Raw genomic sequence first — 16,819 nt, forward strand, 5'->3', positions numbered from 1 at the left:
TCAGACAAACAGTGGCGAACCTTCCGGCGCCGCACACCGGTTCACCACAGGACGTGCCCCCGATCGACGAATCGTCACACCCCGTCGGCATACTGGCGCGATGCCGATAGCCGAAGATCCGCAACCGCGCCCCTCCGAGGGCCGCGAGCCGGGCGGGTCCGACCCGTCCGGAGCGGGCGGGAAGGACCCGTTCGCCGAGCTCGTCCTGGACGAACAGTTCATCAGGGCAGCCAGCGTCAAGGAGCAGTCCGCGCGCACCCGGATGCTGTCCGCCCGCTGGAAGCACACCCCGCCGGTCGACCCGGGCGGCCGACGCTCGGTCAACGACGGCCCGGCGCCGGCCAAGCGCCGGTTCGGCCGCAGGCCTGAGCTCCAGGTGGTCGACCCATGGGGCAATCCGCGCCCGGCCAAGCGCCGGCGCGGATTCGAGTGGCGCACGCCGCTGTTCATCGCGCTGACGGTCGCGGTGCTGCTGGCCGCGCTGAACGTCGACGCGCTGCGCAACTGGCTGCACAAGGACACCGGCGGCGGCTCCTCGGCCGTCCACTTCCCGGTGCCGACCGTGGCCCCGGAGACGGCCAGGCCGACCACGGCCCCGCCGTCCACCCCGGACGACCAGCCGACCGTCGACCACCCCTGGAAGGCCTCCCCCGCCGAGGGCTGGCCGACCGGCACCGAGGCCATGGTGCTGCCCGAGGCGAAGGCCACCGGGGTCTTCTCGGCCGACGAGGTCGCCGCCCAGCTCCAGCAGGTCAAGGACTACCTCGCGGCCGCCAACCTCGACCCCAAGGTGATCGGCGGCGCCCGCCCCGACGCGGCGCTGGCGATGCTCGACCGCGATGACCGCAAGACCGTCGCCGCCGCCCTCGACCACCCCGGCAAGGACAGCGACCCGCTGAACTGGTTCGCCCGCTTCGACCCGCGCGAGGCGCTCCTGGTCGGCGACAGCGTCAAGGCCCAGGGCCGGATCAGCTACGAGGGGGACGGCAGCGGGGGCGTGCTGATCCACACCGACTTCACCTTCGTCTACCCGGTGCAGCCCGGCCCCGACGCCCGGAAGCTGGCCGAGGCCCGCCCGGCCCCGTCCGGCTCCGCGCCGCAGTCGGTGGGCCTGGTCCGAGCGGCCGCCGCCTCCGCCGGGGACACCTGGACGACCCGGGCCATCGTCCGGAGGGTCGACGACTACCGCTTCTACGACCCGTCCCGCTACAAGGTCGACCCCAAGAAGATCGTCTTCAAGCGGTACCAGGTCGACCTGGGCAACAACGACTGCTACGTCTACGACGGCTTCGTCCACCCGCAGTTCAACCAGTTCGCCCGGCCCCACCCGGAGCAGACCGGCCCGACCGGCGATCCGTACGACCGGAGCCAGGACCTGGACGAGAACCGCGGCTGCGGCACCATCAGCCGCACCTGACGGTCAGCGCTTGCGCTTCCCGCCGGGGCGGCCGCCGCGGCCGGCCCGGCGCCGCTGGTACTGCTCGACGGCCTTCTGGTGGGCGGCCCGCCGGACCGCCTCGCCGGGGGCCTCGACCAGGCTGCGGGCGAAGTAGGCGGCCAGGCTGCCGGCCCCGCCGATCAGCCAGACCGCGCCGAGCGACTTGTCCTCGGCCATCCAGCCGGTCAGCTGGTCCTTGCCCTCGGTGAGCGCCTTCCAGGTGCGTCGGACGGCCATCAGCGAGCAGACCGCGATGGCGGCGGTCAGCAGGCCGTTCAGGAAGCCGCCGTTGTCGGAGAGGGCGATGCCCTCGACACCGAAGCGCAGCACCAGCACGGCGGCGGCGGTGGCGGCCAGGGCGCCCGCGGAGACGCCGACCCGGCGCAGCCAGTAGCCGTTGTCCCGGTCGACCCAGCTGGTGCCGAAGAAGCGGATCGGCTCCGGCTCGGGGGCGCCGGCGGACGTGGGGGCGGGGGTGGGGGGCTGCTCGCTCACGCCGTCGATTATCACCCGACCGGCACATGCGACGGAGGAGCCGTCCCGGGCGGCGGGACGGCTCCTCCGGTCGTGCGCGGGGTTCAGCCGAGCTTGCTGACGTCCCGGACGGCGCCCTTGTCGGCCGAGGTGGCCATCGCCGCGTAGGCCCGCAGCGCCTGGCTGACCTGGCGCTCGCGATCCTTGGGCCGGTAGCCGTGCCCGGCCTCCAGCGCGCTGCGGCGCTCGGCGAGGACCTCGGCCGGCACCTCCAGGGAGATCGTCCGGGCCGGGATGTCGATGGCGATGACGTCGCCGTCCTCGACCAGCGCGATGGTGCCGCCGGAGGCGGCCTCAGGGGAGGCGTGGCCGATGGACAGGCCCGAGGTGCCGCCGGAGAAGCGGCCGTCGGTGATCAGCGCGCAGGCCTTGCCGAGGCCGCGTCCCTTGAGGAAGGAGGTCGGGTAGAGCATCTCCTGCATGCCCGGGCCGCCCTTGGGGCCCTCGTAGCGGATGACGACGACGTCGCCCTCCTTGATCCGCTTGGCGAGGATCGCCTCGACGGCCTCCTCCTGGGACTCGCAGACCACCGCCGGGCCGCTGAAGGTCCAGATCGACTCGTCCACGCCGGCCGTCTTCACGATGCAGCCGTCCTCGGCGAGGTTGCCGTACAGCACGGCGAGGCCGCCCTCGACCGAGTAGGCGTGCTCGACGCTGCGAATGCAGCCCCCGGCGGCGTCGGTGTCCAGCGACTCCCAGCGCTCGGACTGCGAGAAGGCCTCGGCGGAGCGCTTGCAGCCGGGCGCGGCGTGCCACAGCTCGACGGCCTCGGCGGAGGGCGAACCGCCGCGCACGTCCCAGTTCTTGAGCCACTCGGCGAGCGAGTCGGTGTGCACGGTGCGGACGTCCTCGTTGAGCAGCCCGCCCCGGTACAGCTCGCCGAGGATGGCCGGGATGCCGCCGGCCCGGTGCACGTCCTCCATGTAGTACGAGCCGTTGGGCGCGACCTTGGCCAGGCAGGGCACCTTGCGCGAGATGGCGTCGATGGCCCGCATGTCGAAGTCCAGCTCGGCCTCCTGGGCGGCGGCGAGCAGGTGGAGGATGGTGTTGGTCGAGCCGCCCATGGCGATGTCCAGGGCCATGGCGTTCTCGAAGGCGGCGCGGCCGGCGATCGCGCGCGGCAGCACCGAGGCGTCGTCCTGGCCGTAGTGGCGGTTGGTGATCTCGACGACGGTCCGGCCGGCGTTCTCGTACAGGGCGCGGCGGGCGGTGTGGGTGGCGAGCACCGAGCCGTTGCCGGGCAGCGAGAGGCCGATCGCCTCGGTGAGGCAGTTCATCGAGTTGGCGGTGAACATGCCGGAGCAGGAGCCGCAGGTCGGGCAGGCGTTCTCCTCGATGATCGCGATGTCCTCGTCGGAGACGCTCTCGTTGACCGCCTGGGACATCGCGTCGATCAGGTCCAGCCGGCGCACGGTGCCGTCGACCAGGGTGGCCTTGCCGGCCTCCATCGGGCCGCCGGAGACGAAGACGGTCGGGATGTTGAGGCGCAGCGCGGCCATCAGCATGCCGGGGGTGATCTTGTCGCAATTGGAGATGCAGATCAGCGCGTCGGCGCAGTGCGCGTTGACCATGTACTCGACCGAGTCGGCGATCAGGTCGCGCGAGGGCAGCGAGTAGAGCATGCCGCCGTGGCCCATCGCGATGCCGTCGTCCACCGCGATGGTGTTGAACTCGCGCGGGATGCCGCCCGCCTCCTTGATCGCCTCGGAGACGATCCGGCCGACCGGCTGGAGGTGGGTGTGGCCGGGGACGAACTCGGTGAAGGAGTTGGCGACCGCGATGATCGGCTTGCCGAAGTCCTCGCGGGCTACGCCGGCGGCCCGGAGAAGCGCCCGGGCGCCTGCCATGTTGCGACCGTGGGTGACCGTACGGGACCTCAGCTCGGGCACTGTGCTCCACTCCTTCGGGGCTCTCGCCGGCGCCCCGCCGGTGAGGAGGGTGCGGGGGCCGTGTGGTGTCCGAGCCTACGCCCGCCGTCCGGCCGGCGGACCGGGCGTCCGCGATGCGGGCAGCGGGCGGGCCCGGTGCGTCAGCTCGGCTTGACGGCCACGGTGAGGTTCAGGGTGTACGGCTCGATCACCACGCCGTCCGGGAACTCGGCGAGCGTGGCCTCCCGTTCGGCGGCCAGCACCGGTGCGCGCTCCTCGGGGCTGAGCGAGGCCAGGTAGGAGCGGGAGGTGAGGTCGGTGAGCAGGTGCTCGACGGTGATCCGCCGCTCCCAGCGCAGCACCGTGCGCTCGACCGCGAGTCCGGCCGGGGCGAAGTGGCCGGTGTGGGCGCTGATCCCGCCGTAGCCGTGGTAGCGGTCGGGCAGGGCGGCGGCCAGCCGCTCGGCCCGGGCCCGGACCCAGGGCACGGTCTCGTCCTGCACGTTCCACCAGGTGGCGAGGGCGCCGCCGGGCCGCAGCACCCGGAGCGCCTCCGGGACGGACAGCTCGGGGCGGGTCCAGTGGAAGGCCTGGGCGTAGCCGATCAGGTCGACGCAGGCGTCGTGGAACGGCAGGTCGTCGCCGGTGCCGCGGACCAGCGGCAGGGTCGGCGAGGAGGCCAGGAACTGGGCGGCCATGCCGCCGCTGGGCTCCACCGCGACGACCTCGGCGCCCCGGGCGGCCAGCAGCCGGGTCGCGATCCCGGTGCCGGCGCCGACGTCCAGGACCCTGGCGCCCTTGAGGCGCCGGCCCCACAGCCGCTCCAGCGCGTCGAACAGCTCGTCCGGGTAGCCGGGGCGGCCCCGGTCGTACTCGGCGGCGACCGCGCCGAAGCTCAGGGCTATCTCCCGGTTTTCCTGACGCTGCGCCACGTCTCCCCCTCCGTAAGGAAGTTCGCGCCCGGCCGGGCCCGACGGCTCAGCGTACGCGCGAGGGAGTCGCCAGGTGCAAGCGGGTGAAGGCGAGGGCCTCGGCCAGATCGGCCTCGCGTTCGGCGGGGGACGCGGAGCGCCGGGTGTTGACCTCCAGCACCACGTGGCCGTCGAAGCCGGTGCGGGCGAGGTGCTCCAGGAGTTCGGCGCAGGGCTGCTTGCCCCGGCCGGGGATCAGGTGCTCGTCCTTGCCGGAGCCGCTGCCGTCGGCGAGGTGGACGTGGGCGAGCCGGTCTCCCATCCGCTCGACCATGGCGAAGGTGTCGATCCGGGAGGTGGCGACGTGCGAGAGGTCGATGGTGAAGTGCCGGTACTCCTCGTCGGTGACGTCCCAGCCGGGGGCGTACGCCAGCACCTCGCGGTCGCGGTAGCGCCACGGGTACATGTTCTCGACGGCGAACCGGACGTCGGTCTCGCCCGCCATCCGGTTGATGCCCTCGACGAACTCCCGGGCGTACTGCCGCTGCCAGCGGAACGGCGGGTGGACGACGACGGCGCTCGCGCCGAGCTTCTCGGCCGCCGCCCGGGCCCGGACCAGCTTGGTCCACGGGTCGGTGGTCCACACCCGCTGGGTGATCAGCAGACAGGGCGCGTGCACCGCCAGGATCGGCAGCTGGTGGGCGTCGGAGAGCCGGCGCAGGGCCCCCAGGTCCTGGCTGACCGGGTCGTTCCAGACCATCACCTCGACCCCGTCGTAGCCGAGCTTCGCGGCCAGCTCGAAGGCGACGGCGGTACTCGCCGGGTACACCGAGGCGGTGGACAGCGCCACCTTGGTGTCCGGGATGTGCAGGGTCGGGTGCTGGGGCAGCACAAGCCGGTCGGTGGTGCGCAGCAGCGGCGGGCGGGCGGCGTCCCGCTTGGCGGCCTTGACCGAGCGGACGGACTGGACGGCGGCCTTGGCGGCGCCGGCGGCCCGGGCGGCGCGGGTCTCCTTGGGCGGCTGCTGCCGGGTGCCGGGGGCCGGCTTCGCGGCGGGGGTCTTCTCGGTGCCGACGGTGTTCTTCGCGGTGGCGGTCTTCTTCGCCGTCTTCGCCGTCTTCTTCGCTGCGGTCTTCTTCGCTGCGGACTTCTTCACTTCCGCCGTCCTCGCCGCGGCCGTCTTCGCGGTGCGCTGGGCCGCCTTGACGGCCTCGGTGGCCTTGGCCGCCTTGGCGACGGTGGCGCCCTTGACCGCCTTGCCGAGCCCCGTCTTGCCCAGGCCCGTCTTGCCCAGCCGGCGGCGCGGGCTCTCCGGCCGCGGCTGCCCGTCTCCGGGAGCGCGGCCCTCCTGCGTTCCGTCCTCGCCCGCTGGTTGCACCACGGGAGACAGCGTAAGCGGAGCACGCGGCGAACGGGGTCGGATGCCCGGCGGAGTGACCACCGGCACGCTCCCGCCGGGCGGGTAGGGCCCGTCTTCAAACCGCCGTCGTCCGCCCGGAGGCGGGGGTTTGAAGGACGGGCCCTACGGGGTGAGCGCGGGCCGGCGGTGGTCGGCGGGGCTGTCCATGGCGTCCAGCTCGCGCAGGATGATGCCCTCGCGCAGCGCCCACGGGCAGACGTCCAGCTCCTCCAGGCCGAACAGGTCCATCGCGGCGTCGGCGACCAGCGCCCCGGCCAGCAGCTGCTTGGCCCGTCCCTCGGAGACCCCGGGGATCTGCGCGCGCTCGGCGACGGTCATCGTGGACAGCCGCGGCAGCCAGGCGGAGAGCCCGCTGCGGGTGAGCCGGCGGTCGGCGTACGGGCCCGCGTCGGCGGGGGCGGCGCCGGTCATCCGGGCGAGCTGCTTGAAGGTCTTGGAGGTGGCGACGGCGTGCCGCGGCGGCCCGAGCCGGGAGACCTCGCCGACCACGTGGGCGATCTCGGCCCGGATGTGCCGTCTGAGCTCGCGCAGCCGGTCCGGGTCGGCGACGTCCCCGGGCAGCCAGCGGGCGGTCAGCCGACCCGCGCCCAGCGGCAGCGAGCAGGCGACGTCCGGCTGCTCGTCCAGGCCGCAGGCGATCTCCAGCGAGCCGCCGCCGATGTCCAGGTTGAGCAGTCGGCCGGAGGACCAGCCGAACCAGCGGCGGACCGCCAGGAAGGTGAGCCGCGCCTCGTCCTGCCCGGAGAGCACCCGCAGTTCGATCCCGGTCTCGGCGGCGACCCGGCGCAGCACCTGCTCGCCGTTGGCGGCCTCGCGGACGGCGGAGGTGGCGAACGGCAGGATGTCGACCACACCCTTGTCCTCGGCGACCCGCAGCGAGGAGGCGATGTGCCCGATCAGCCGCTGGACGCCGGCCTCGCTTATCGCGCCGGACTCGTCCAGCAGCTCGGCCAGGCGCAGCTCGGCCTTGTGCGAGTACGCGGCCAGCGGAGCGGCACCCGGATGGGCGTCCACCACGAGGAAGTGGACCGTGTTGGAACCTACGTCGAGCACACCGAGTCGCATAACTCTCCACGCTACGCGATTCGGCTGTGGAGGTGATCGGGTGTGACGGCATGAGTGCTGGTCCCGGTCGTTCGCGACCGTTCCGGGTGCGATCGGTGGGGGTCGTTCGGCGAGGCCGTCCGGTGGCCACCGCTCAGTGGCCGCGCGGCCCGGCCCGGCGCTCGGTGCGGCAGTTGGCGTCCACCCAGCGGCGGGCCGGGCCCGGGGTGTCGGTGATCAGACCGTCGGCGTCCCGGGCCGTCATCAGCTGCCAGGCGTCCGCGTCGTCCAGCGTCCAGACGTAGACCTCGCGCCCGGCCTTGCGCTCGGCGGCGATCCGGGCGGCGGTGGCCAGGCCGGCGTCCAGGGCGATCCCGTCCAGCTTGAGGTCCTTCGGGTCCTCGGCGATCCCGCCGCTCTGGATCAGCACCACCGGCAGCCTGGGCGCCACGGAGCGGGCCTGGCGCAGGTGGTCGGCCGAGAAGGAGTAGAGGACGACGTGCGCCCGGCTGTCGGCGGCGATCCGGGCGATCCGGGCGACGTCCTCGGGGCGCTGCCACTTGATCTCCATCAGCAGCGTGGTGCCGCTGCCGGAGAGGCGCCCGAGCAGCTGCTCCAGGGTCGGGACGGGTTGGTCGGCCCCGGGGCCGACGGTCACCCGCAGGGCGGCGACCTGGGCGGCGGTCAGGTCGGCGACGGCGCCCTTGCCGTCGGTGGTGCGGTCCACCGTCGGGTCGTGCATCAGCACCGGGACGCCGTCCCGGGTGGTCTGGACGTCCGTCTCCAGCCAGTCGGCGCCCTGGTCGAGGGCCGTCTCGAAGGAGGCCATGGTGTTCTCCGGCGCGTTGAACGGCGCCCCGCGGTGGCCGATCACCACCGGGGAGCCGCACACCGGCGGCTCGGCGGCGGAACGGGCCTGCAGCGCGGGGCCGCCGGAGGCGCACCCGGCGGCCAGGACCGCGAGCGCGGCGAGGACGGCCGTCTGGGCGGCGCGGGGCGGGGCGGTCACGGCTCGGTGCTCCAGCTGCGGTCTCGGTGACTACGGTTCGGACCTGCTCGGTCCGGCTCGGCTCGGCCCTGCTCGGCGCTGCTCTCTCCGGCTCGGTCCGACTCGGCGCTGCTCTCTCCGGCTCGCTCCGGGCGGTCGTTGGCCGGTGGCCGGTAGCCGGTAGCCGGGCGCACCGGCCGAGGCCGGGTCAGAGCAGGCCGTCCCACAACTGTTCCACGATGACGGCCCACCAGTTCTCCGGATCGCCGTAGACCGTACCGTCCAGCCGGGCCAGCCCCCGCTGCAGCGCGTCCACCGCGGTGCCCGCCGCGGCCGGGTCGAGTCCGCGCAGGGCGGGCCACCAGCCTGCGAACAGCTCCAGGCAGCGGAGGAAGGCGCGCAGGTCGGCGTTGCAGTGACGGGCGGTCGCGTGGTCGGGGTCGATGGCCCGGACGGTGCCCTGGCGGGAGTCCAGGGTGATCAGCGCCCAGCCGTCCGTTCCCAGCACCGACTGGCCGGCGAGCGCCGAGCGCTCCCGTTCGGCCGCCCTGGCGCCCCGGTCGAGCGCCGCGAGGTGCGGGGCGAGCGGCGGCAGCACGGTGCCCGGCCGGGAGCCGTCCGCGATCGCCTCGACGCCCGGGTGGTGCAGCGCGAAGAATCCGTCCACCGCCTTCGGCACGCCCACCGTCAGCAGCAGCGCGGCCGCGTCCCCGGGCAGCTCCGCGCGCCCCACGTCGGCCGGCTCGAAGCGCTGCACGCCCGCCGGGCCGAAGCGCCCGGCCAGCCGCTCCGCCAGCGCGGCGTCCGGCTCCTCCGGCAGCGGCGGCACTGCCCGCGGGAAGGGCACCCGGTTGCGGCCCGGGCCGTCCGGCTCGGCGGGCAACTCCCGCACGGCGGCGGCCCGGTGGTCGAAGCGGGGCCCGTACGGCAGGTCCGACTCCAGCCGGGCGTGCGGCAGTTCGGCCGCCAGCGCGTACGACCAGTAGCCGCCGGGCAGCGCGGCCATCCGCAGGTCGGTCCGCACCGCGAGCACGTCCTCGGCCGCGACGCCCTGCTCCCGCAGCCACCACCAGCCGCGCAGCGCCGGGTGCGGCAGGCCGGCGGCCGAGCGCAGGGCCAGCGAGCGGGTGCCGTCGGCGCCGTCCCGGTAGGTCAGTTCGGCCCGGGCGCCCCGGCCGGTGGCCGGCGGCCTGGTCGGGTCGTAGCCGCCCGCGCCGACGAAGTCCCGGTAGAGACCGACCACTTCGTCCACCGGGACGGACGGCCACACCGTGAACCGCCCGCTCTCCCGGTCCACCACCGCGCACGCGGCCCCCACCTCCGCGGGCGCCCGCCGCTCCCCCGTCCGCGGATCCACCTCCGGCCTCGGCGGCTCCGCCCACACCACCCACCCCAGCTCGAACTCGTGCGCACACACCCGCCGCACGGCCCCGGCCCCCTGCGGCAGGTCCCCGTTGATCCACCGGTGCCCCGCCTCCACCGCCTGCGCCCGCGAGATCATCCGCCCACCCCCGTCATCGATCCGGCCCCCATCATCACCCAGCCGACCGTGGTCAGTTCGAGCCGAACACCTCGATGCCGCACCTGGCGGCGCCGCTCCGCGCGATCCGCGCGTCACTGGTGGTCAGCGTCCCGGTGAGGGCCTCGGCCAGGGCGACGCACTGGGCGCCGTAGGCGTTCAGGTTCCCGTGGAGCACCTGGACCCGGTCCCAGCACGCGAGCGTCTCGTGCCGGAGCGCTGATGCTGGCGGCGGCCTCCCGGTCGAGGCGCGCGACCATCTCGGCCATGGTCGGCTTGGACGCCTCGCGCGCGATGAGGTCGAGGAAGTGGGCCTGGAGGGACTTACCGGCCTGGGCCGCGCGCACCTTCAGGGTCTGGATCTGGTCTTCCGGGACGTCCCGGATCGTCAGGGCGGTCATGCGTGCAGTAGTGCTGTCGCTTTCTGCCGGCTGGCTCAGGCCGCCGCCAGGTCCAGGGGCCGGCCGTCCGGGGTGAGGGCGATGGCCCAGAGGCCCTGGGTGGCCGGGTGGAGCGGGGTGGGGCCGCGGCGGGCGAGTTGGTGGTCGAGGTAGGTGACGGCGTCCCGGTGGTTGACGGCGTTCCAGGCGTGCGGGCGGCCGTAGGCGTCGAGGGTGAGCAGGACGGCCTGGGCGCCGTGGCCGGCCCGGCGGAGTTCAGCGGTGAGGCGGGTGAAGGCCAGGCCGCCGTCGCCGAGGTCGCGGAAGGGGGCGCCGAGTTCGCGTTCGGCGCGGTCGCGGCCGCCGCGTTCGCCGGCGTCGCCCTCGGTGGGGATGCGCGGGGCCGCGCAGGTGGGGCGGCCGGTGTAGGTGTCGACGGCGGAGAGGGCGATCTCCAGGCTGTTGTTGGCCCGGCCGGGGTCGCGGGGACCGCCGGCGTTGACGGCTTCGGTCCAGCCGCCGGCCGGGTCGGGGTGGCGGACGGGCAGGCCGTCCTCGTCGCAGGGCACCCGGCGTTCGAGTTCGGCCTGGTGTGCGGGGTCGACGGGGCCGAGCCCGCCGGGCAGTCCGTACGGGCGGCTGTCGGCGATGGTGCGCGGCCGGGTCTGCGGGTCGTCGGCGAGCGGGCCGCGGCGGGCGCGCAGGGCGAGTTGGAGGGCCATCGCGTGGGCGGTGGCGACCGGGACGGCGCCCCAGACGAGGGTCGGGTCGGCGAGGGCGGCGGCGGTGTCCCGGCGGCGGCCGTCGGTGTGCTGGGGTTCGGGCCGGCCGATGACCGGGGTGGTGCCGACGATCGGCGGCTCGGCCGGGGCCGGCGGCGTGCCGCCCGGGCCGGGGGCGGTGCCCGGGCCGGGGGCGGTGCCCGGGTGGGGCGCGGTGCCCGGGCCGGGGGCGGTGCCCGGGCCGGGGGCGGTGCCCGGGTGGGGCGCGGCGCCGACCGGGCTGCGGGGTCCGCCGACCACCGGGGCACCGGCCGCCGGAGCACCGGCCGCCGGTCCGCCGGTCACGGGTGCACCGCCCGCCGCACCGCCGGGCAGGCCCGTACCGATGCCGCTGCCGAAGGGCGCCGCCGGGTGCGCGGGGAACCCGCCGCCGACCGCGAGCGGGCCGGGCCCGACGGTGCCGATCGGGCCGGTCACCGGGTAGCCGCCGGAGTACACCGGTGTGCCGAACTGTGCGGGCACCCCGACGACTCCGACCGGCCGGACCACCGGGGGCGCGTCCGGCGCCGGGTGGTAGACCGGGCCGCCGGTGGAGAGCGGGGTGGAGAGCGGAGCGGCGGGCGCGGGCGGCGCACCGACCGAGTCGGTCCGTACGGTCACCGGCGGACAGCCGCCCCCGCCGCTGTGGGCGGGTGCCTGGAGCGGGTAGTCCCCGTCCGACCAGCTCGCCGCGACCGGGCCGCCGCCCTGGTGGCCGGGCCCGGCGGCCGCACGGACCGACGGCCCGTCGTCCCGGGCGGGCGGCGACCAGTCGGCGGCGGCCACGGCCCGGTGCGAGCCGGGGTACGAGGGGCTCGCCGACGCCGCGGCCTGGGTGCCGTCGACCACCGGAGCCGCGATCGGAGCGGCCACCGGCGCGACGGCCGGAGCCGCGGCGGAATCGACCCCGGAGAGCACGGACGGGGCGGCCGGCGCGTCCGCCGGGTCCACCACCGGCAGCACGCCCGGTGCCGTGGGGTTGTGGGGATGGCGCGGGGCGCGGGGGTCGGTCAGATCGGCGAGCGGCAGCCCGGGCAGCTCCCGGCCGGCCTGGTCGGTGAGCACCGGCTGCCCGTGCTCGTCCAGCCGGACGGCCAGGTCGGCCACCCCGACCACCGGCTTGCCGTCCGGCCCGGTCGTCACCAGCAGCCCGGCGGCGTCGGCGACCGGGGTGCCGTCGGAGCGCAGGATGACCGGATTGCCGTCCGGGCCGAGGACGGGCTGCCCGTGCCCGTCGAGCTTGACGCTCAGGCCGGGCACGCCGACCAGGGGCTTGCCGTCCCGACCGGAGAGCACGATCAGGCCGGTGCCGTCCTTCCCGAGCACGCCGGGCTCGCCGAGGGCGGCGGGCAGTCCGGCGGCGAGCGGGTCGAAGCCGCCCCCGGTGCGGTAGGAGGCGGTGGTGACGCCCGGTGCGGCGGCGGTGCCGAGCCGCAGCAGGGCGACGGCGGCGGGGTCCTCGAGCGCGGTGGCCAGGGCGTCCTTCATGGCGCGGCCGAGTTCGGTGAGCAGCCCGGCGATCTTCAGGGCGGCGGTCTCCACCGCGACGGCCTCGACGCCCGCGGCGACCTGACCGGCGGCGGCGTTCTTCACGTCGTCCGCGAGGCCGGCGACGGACTTCTCCAGTCCGCCGAACACCCCGGTCTGCCCGGTCCGTCCGACGTTCCGGGCGACCACGGCGGCGGTCTGCTGGACCTTGGCGGCCTGCTCCCGGGCCTGCTGGAGGTCGGCGGCCAGGTTCTGCAGGGTGGTGATGATCTCGGCCTTGCCGCCGTCGACGGCCTGGGCGGCGGCGTCGAACGCGGCGGCGACCAGCCCGACGGCGGTGTGGGCGTCCGCCAGCCGGCCCTTGCCGCCGTCGCTGTACGTCCGCCAGTAGGCGGTGAAGGCGTCGACCGCGTGACCGGTGTTGTCGGCGGCGACCCGCTGGGCGGACTCCCCGCCGCGGCGGGTGATCCGGTCGGCCTCGGCGGCGAACTCCCGCCAGTGCGCGGCCGCCTTGCGCAGGGCCTCCTCATCGGCCTGCGGCCACGGGTGACCGGTCCTGGCCAGCAGCGGGACCAGTTCCTCGGGCAGTTTCCGGGACACGCGTCTCTCCCCCTTCGAGCCGGGCCGTTCAGACCGACATGTCCTGGGGGACGGCCGGTGCCGCCCCCGGGGTTGCCCCGGGCTCCGTATTCACGGCCGGCTCCGCATTCACGGCCGATCCCGGATGCACGGCCGCTCCCGAATAGACGGCCGGTCGGGCGACCTGGCCGGTCCGGCCCGACGGGCCGGACGAGCCGGGGGTGCCCCCGAAGCCGTCCGCGGTCGAGGTGTCGGTGTCGGTGGTCCGCTCGGCCATCGTGTGCAGTCCGGCGCCGACGCCCCCCACCTGGTCGGCCAACGCCGTCAGCCCGCCGAGGAGTTCGCCGCGCGCCGGGCCGTACACGGCGGCGAACGCGTTGCCGGGCTGGTCGGCGCCCCAGGGCGTGCCGAGCGCGGCGAGGTCCTTCTCCAGGGTGCCCACGGCCTTGCCCAGTTCGCGCCCGAGCTTCTCGAACTCCCGCCCCTCGCCGTGCAGTTCCCACGGCTTGACGGCGAAGGAGCCGCCGTCGCCGCCGGTCTTCCCGGTGCTGCCGCCTGCCATCCCCGTACCTCCCCGTAGCGGACCGGCCGCCATCCTAGGCACGCCCGCGGCCGGGGCCGGACCTCTTCACCCCGCCTTCACCGCGACCCGGCGGAGACCCCGGGCCGCGACCCGGGCGCGACCACGGGCCCGTACGCCCCCGGAAAGCTCTACCCTTGCCGGGTGGCACCAGCAGAAACGTCCCAGAAGAAGGCCAAGGCGAAGCCGAAGGCCTCCCCCGCCCCCGTCGACCTCGCGATGCCGACCCTGCGCCGCGAGATCCCGCGCGACGAGGTCCCGCTCGACTTCCCGCGCGCCTGGGTCGAGTTCGCCGACCCCGCCGACGAGGAGCAGGTCTTCCGCTGCGACCTCACCTGGCTGACCTCCCGCTGGTCCTGCGTCTTCGGCCAGGGCTGCCACGGCATCCGCGAGGGCCGCGGCGAGTCCGACGGCTGCTGCACGCTGGGCGCCCACTACTCGGACGAGGACGACGAGAAGCGCGTCATGGGGCACGCGGCCCGGCTGACGCCCGAGCTGTGGGAGAACTTCGCCGAGGGCACCGACGCCAAGGGCCGGCTCCGGTCGGACGGCGGCGTCACCATGCTGGACGAGGACGGCGACCGCCAGACCCGCCGGGTCAACGGCGCCTGCATCTTCGTGAACAGCCCCGGCTTCGCGGGTGGCGCCGGCTGCGCCCTGCACGCGCTCGCCCTCAAGGAGGGCCGCGAGCCGCTGGAGACCAAGCCGGACGTCTGCTGGCAGCTTCCGGTCCGCCGCACCTACGACTGGATCGACCGCCCCGACGACACCCGCTACCTCCAGGTCTCGATCGGCGAGTACGACCGCCGCGGCTGGGGCCCGGGCGGCCACGACCTGCACTGGTGGTGCACCGGGGCCCCGGCCGCGCACCAGGGCGCGGTGCCGGTGTACGTCAGCTACCGCCCGGAGCTCACCGAGCTGATGGGCAAGGCGGCGTACGAGGTGTTGGCCGGGCTGTGCGAGGAGCGGATCGCCACCAAGGGCGACCGCAAGGTGGCCCCGCACCCTGCGGACCCGGCCCGGAAGAAGACCAAGAAGGCCTGACGGCCGACCCGCCGGTGGTGCCGGCCCGGTCACCGGCACCGGCCTACTTGTCGATGTCGCCGACCACGAAGAACATCGACCCCAGGATCGCCACCATGTCCGCCACCAGCGTCCCCGGCAGCAGCTCGGTGAGCGCCTGGATGTTGTTGAAGGACGCCGAGCGCAGCTTGAGCCGCCACGGCGTCTTGTCGCCGCGCGAGACCAGGTAGTAGCCGTTGATCCCGAGCGGGTTCTCGGTCCACGCGTAGGTGCTGCCCTCGGGCGCCTTGAGCACCTTGGGCAGCCGCTGGTTGACCGGTCCGGGCGGCAGGGTGGCGAGCTTGTCGAGGCAGGCGTCGGCGAGGTCCAGCGAGTTGAGGGTCTGCTCCAGCAGGCACTCGAAGCGGGCCAGGCAGTCGCCCTCCTCGCGGGTGACGACGGTGAGCACCTGCCGCAGTTCCTCGGAGCCGTACGCGAGGTAGGGCTCGTCGCGGCGCAGGTCGAGGTCGAGTCCGCTGGCCCGGGCGATCGGGCCGCTGACCCCGTAGGCCTCGGCCTGGGCCCTGGTGAGGATGCCGACGCCGGCGGTGCGGGCGCGGAAGATCTCGTTGCCGAGGACGAGGTCCTCGAAGACCGGCAGCTGCGAGCGGACGGTGGCGACGGCGGTGCGGACCCGACCGAGCCAGCCGGCCGGGAGGTCCTCCTTGAGGCCGCCGACCCGGTTGAACATGTAGTGCATCCGGCCGCCGGAGGCCTCCTCCAGCACGTGCTGGAGGTCCTCGCGGCCGGTGAAGGCGTGGAAGATCGGGGTGATCCCGCCGAGTTCCAGCGGGTAGGAGCCGAGGAACATCAGGTGGTTGAGCACCCGGTTGAGTTCGGCGAGCAGGGTGCGGACCCACACCGCCCGCTCGGGGACCTCCATGCCGAGCATCCGCTCGACGCCGAGCACGACGCCGAGTTCGTTGGAGAAGGCGGAGAGCCAGTCGTGCCGGTTGGCCAGCATGATGATCTGCCGGTAGTCACGGGCCTCGAAGAGCTTCTCCGCGCCGCGGTGCATGTAGCCGATCACCGGCTCGGCGGTGACGATCCGCTCTCCGTCGAGCAGCAGCCGCAGCCGCAGCACGCCGTGGGTGGCCGGGTGCTGCGGGCCGATGTTGAGCACCATGTCGGTGGTGCCCGCCTCGCCGGTGAAGTTCTCGGCTCCCGCCCCGATGCCGACCGTGGTCTCCCTCATGACCCCAGAGTCTGCCATCCCGGCAGGGCCGCCGGTCTTGCTGCCCTCCCGAAGATGTCAAGGGGCGGCATGCGGACGGCCTGCAGGACCCACCCGAAGGCCCCCAGCCCGTTCGGGTCGGTGAGTTCGGCCGCCTCCCCCGCCCCGCTCAGCGCCCGCAGGTAGGCCGCCGGGTCGGTGGAGGCGAGCGCCAGCGGCGGGCGTCCGCCGCCGACCCCGAGCGCGCGCAGGGCCTCGCGCTGGGTTGTCCACAGGCTGTGGAGACCGGGGACGGCGACGGCGTCCAGCGCGACGTGCGCGGTCACGTCGCAGGAGCCGTCCGGCACCGGCGCGACCTCCCGGCCGTCCCGGAACCCGGTGAAGGTGCCGAACGGCGGCCGCCGCCCCGCGGTGTGCCCGTAGTCGACGGCGACGGCCAGCCCGCGGTCCAGCCCGGCCACGGCCCGGGCCCAGGCCGCGTCCCGGGGGGCGCCGAACTCCACCACCTCGCCGGGCTCGGCGACCGGCCACCAGCGTTCGGCCCAGGCCGCGTCCGCCGCCGAAACGGGCTCGCCGAGGCGCTCCGCACCGGTCGCGGTGTCCACCTCCCGGTAGCGCAGCACCCCGTCGTCGTCCACCTCGCCGACGTCCAGCGGCACGTTGTCCAGCCACTCGTTGGCGAACAGCAGCCCGGTCACCCCGCGCGGCGGCTCCGCCGTCCACAGGGCTGTGGACGGAAGTCCGTCGGGCCGCGCCGCCAGCTCCACGCCGTACGGGCGCAGCCGGGCGAGCACCTCGCCGGGCAGTTCGGCCAGCACCCCGGTCAGCAGTTCCCCCCGCCCGGCCCCGACGTCGACCAGGGCCAGCTCCTCCGGACGACCGAGGGCCGCGTCAACCTCCAGCAGCAGCCGTGCCACCGCACGGGCGAACCGGGGCGAGGCGTGCACCGAGGTTCGGAAGTGCCCGGCCGGGCCCTCCGGCCTGCGGTAGAAGCCACCGTCCCGGTCGTACAGGGCCCGTTCCATGGCGGGCGCCCACCGCATCCACGTCATGGGGCGGGACGCTACCCGGCA

General features: G+C 75.1%; 14 protein-coding genes and 1 pseudogene. 2 read left to right on the plus strand and 13 right to left on the minus strand.

From position 1 onward, the window contains the following. The first annotated feature begins 100 nt into the window (after positions 1 to 100). Positions 101 to 1,417, plus strand: a complete 1,317-nt coding sequence (locus ACZ7BZ_RS19495) for an SCO2583/SCO2584 N-terminal domain-containing protein (RefSeq protein ID WP_470359342.1) — start codon at positions 101 to 103, stop codon at positions 1,415 to 1,417. 3 nt (positions 1,418 to 1,420) lie between these two features. Here the strand turns inward: ACZ7BZ_RS19495 and ACZ7BZ_RS19500 are convergent, their stop codons facing one another. From ACZ7BZ_RS19500 to ACZ7BZ_RS19550, 11 genes and pseudogenes are all read right to left on the minus strand, one after another. Continuing rightward, the gene (locus ACZ7BZ_RS19500; protein ID WP_380456237.1) at positions 1,421 to 1,933 is read right to left on the minus strand and encodes a hypothetical protein; all 513 of its coding nucleotides are present in this window, start codon (positions 1,931 to 1,933) and stop codon (positions 1,421 to 1,423) included. Between the two features lie 83 nt (positions 1,934 to 2,016). Next, on the minus strand, positions 2,017 to 3,861 hold the full coding sequence (gene ilvD, locus ACZ7BZ_RS19505) for a dihydroxy-acid dehydratase (RefSeq protein WP_470359343.1): 1,845 nt from the start codon (positions 3,859 to 3,861) through the stop codon (positions 2,017 to 2,019). A 140-nt stretch (positions 3,862 to 4,001) separates the two neighbouring features. Then, positions 4,002 to 4,772, minus strand: coding sequence for a class I SAM-dependent methyltransferase (locus tag ACZ7BZ_RS19510; RefSeq protein WP_470359344.1), 771 nt, complete (start codon positions 4,770 to 4,772; stop codon positions 4,002 to 4,004). Between the two features lie 46 nt (positions 4,773 to 4,818). Continuing rightward, on the minus strand, positions 4,819 to 5,622 hold the full coding sequence (locus ACZ7BZ_RS19515) for a sugar phosphate isomerase/epimerase family protein (RefSeq protein ID WP_470359511.1): 804 nt from the start codon (positions 5,620 to 5,622) through the stop codon (positions 4,819 to 4,821). A 651-nt stretch (positions 5,623 to 6,273) separates the two neighbouring features. Beyond that, positions 6,274 to 7,236, minus strand: coding sequence for a Ppx/GppA family phosphatase (locus ACZ7BZ_RS19520; protein ID WP_470359345.1), 963 nt, complete (start codon positions 7,234 to 7,236; stop codon positions 6,274 to 6,276). A gap of 133 nt (positions 7,237 to 7,369) precedes the next feature. Next, positions 7,370 to 8,224, minus strand: coding sequence for a glycerophosphodiester phosphodiesterase (locus ACZ7BZ_RS19525; protein ID WP_470359346.1), 855 nt, complete (start codon positions 8,222 to 8,224; stop codon positions 7,370 to 7,372). Positions 8,225 to 8,411: 187 nt separating this feature from the next. Beyond that, complete coding sequence (locus ACZ7BZ_RS19530; protein ID WP_470359347.1) at positions 8,412 to 9,704, minus strand: SUKH-4 family immunity protein; 1,293 nt, start codon at positions 9,702 to 9,704, stop codon at positions 8,412 to 8,414. A 52-nt stretch (positions 9,705 to 9,756) separates the two neighbouring features. Next, positions 9,757 to 9,900: a hypothetical protein gene (locus ACZ7BZ_RS19535; RefSeq protein WP_470359517.1), complete on the minus strand. Its 144-nt coding sequence runs from the start codon at positions 9,898 to 9,900 to the stop codon at positions 9,757 to 9,759. Positions 9,901 to 10,021: 121 nt separating this feature from the next. Then, positions 10,022 to 10,123, minus strand: a pseudogene (locus ACZ7BZ_RS19540) (FitA-like ribbon-helix-helix domain-containing protein); the annotation flags it as partial. Between the two features lie 35 nt (positions 10,124 to 10,158). After that, positions 10,159 to 12,951 (minus strand): toxin glutamine deamidase domain-containing protein, encoded by a 2,793-nt coding sequence (locus ACZ7BZ_RS19545; protein ID WP_470359348.1) that lies wholly within the window; start codon positions 12,949 to 12,951, stop codon positions 10,159 to 10,161. Positions 12,952 to 12,979: 28 nt separating this feature from the next. Next, a complete protein-coding gene (locus ACZ7BZ_RS19550; protein ID WP_470359349.1) occupies positions 12,980 to 13,492 on the minus strand; it encodes a hypothetical protein in 513 nt (170 codons plus the stop codon). 237 nt (positions 13,493 to 13,729) lie between these two features. On the opposite strand from ACZ7BZ_RS19550, the gene ACZ7BZ_RS19555 reads away from it, so the two are divergent. Continuing rightward, positions 13,730 to 14,554: a DUF3109 family protein gene (locus ACZ7BZ_RS19555; RefSeq protein WP_380456273.1), complete on the plus strand. Its 825-nt coding sequence runs from the start codon at positions 13,730 to 13,732 to the stop codon at positions 14,552 to 14,554. A 43-nt stretch (positions 14,555 to 14,597) separates the two neighbouring features. Here the strand turns inward: ACZ7BZ_RS19555 and ACZ7BZ_RS19560 are convergent, their stop codons facing one another. Both ACZ7BZ_RS19560 and ACZ7BZ_RS19565 read right to left on the minus strand, forming a co-directional pair. Beyond that, positions 14,598 to 15,767: an NADH-quinone oxidoreductase subunit D gene (locus ACZ7BZ_RS19560; protein ID WP_380456223.1), complete on the minus strand. Its 1,170-nt coding sequence runs from the start codon at positions 15,765 to 15,767 to the stop codon at positions 14,598 to 14,600. Then, a complete protein-coding gene (locus ACZ7BZ_RS19565; protein ID WP_470359350.1) occupies positions 15,764 to 16,798 on the minus strand; it encodes an SAM-dependent methyltransferase in 1,035 nt (344 codons plus the stop codon). Before ACZ7BZ_RS19565 ends, ACZ7BZ_RS19560 begins: the two co-directional genes overlap by 4 nt. Between the last annotated feature and the right edge of the window lie 21 nt (positions 16,799 to 16,819).

The organism is Kitasatospora sp. NPDC036934 (assembly GCF_055608425.1).

Bases quoted from the DNA above. Each gene is read 5' to 3' on its own strand.
- ACZ7BZ_RS19495 (WP_470359342.1), top strand. From the start codon at position 101: ATGCCGATAGCCGAAGATCCGCAACCGCGCCCCTCCGAGGGCCGCGAG.
- ACZ7BZ_RS19520 (WP_470359345.1), bottom strand. From the start codon at position 7,236: ATGCGACTCGGTGTGCTCGACGTAGGTTCCAACACGGTCCACTTCCTC.
- ACZ7BZ_RS19530 (WP_470359347.1), bottom strand. From the start codon at position 9,704: ATGATCTCGCGGGCGCAGGCGGTGGAGGCGGGGCACCGGTGGATCAAC.
- ACZ7BZ_RS19550 (WP_470359349.1), bottom strand. From the start codon at position 13,492: ATGGCAGGCGGCAGCACCGGGAAGACCGGCGGCGACGGCGGCTCCTTC.
- ACZ7BZ_RS19555 (WP_380456273.1), top strand. From the start codon at position 13,730: ATGCCGACCCTGCGCCGCGAGATCCCGCGCGACGAGGTCCCGCTCGAC.
- ACZ7BZ_RS19560 (WP_380456223.1), bottom strand. From the start codon at position 15,767: ATGAGGGAGACCACGGTCGGCATCGGGGCGGGAGCCGAGAACTTCACC.
- ACZ7BZ_RS19565 (WP_470359350.1), bottom strand. From the start codon at position 16,798: ATGACGTGGATGCGGTGGGCGCCCGCCATGGAACGGGCCCTGTACGAC.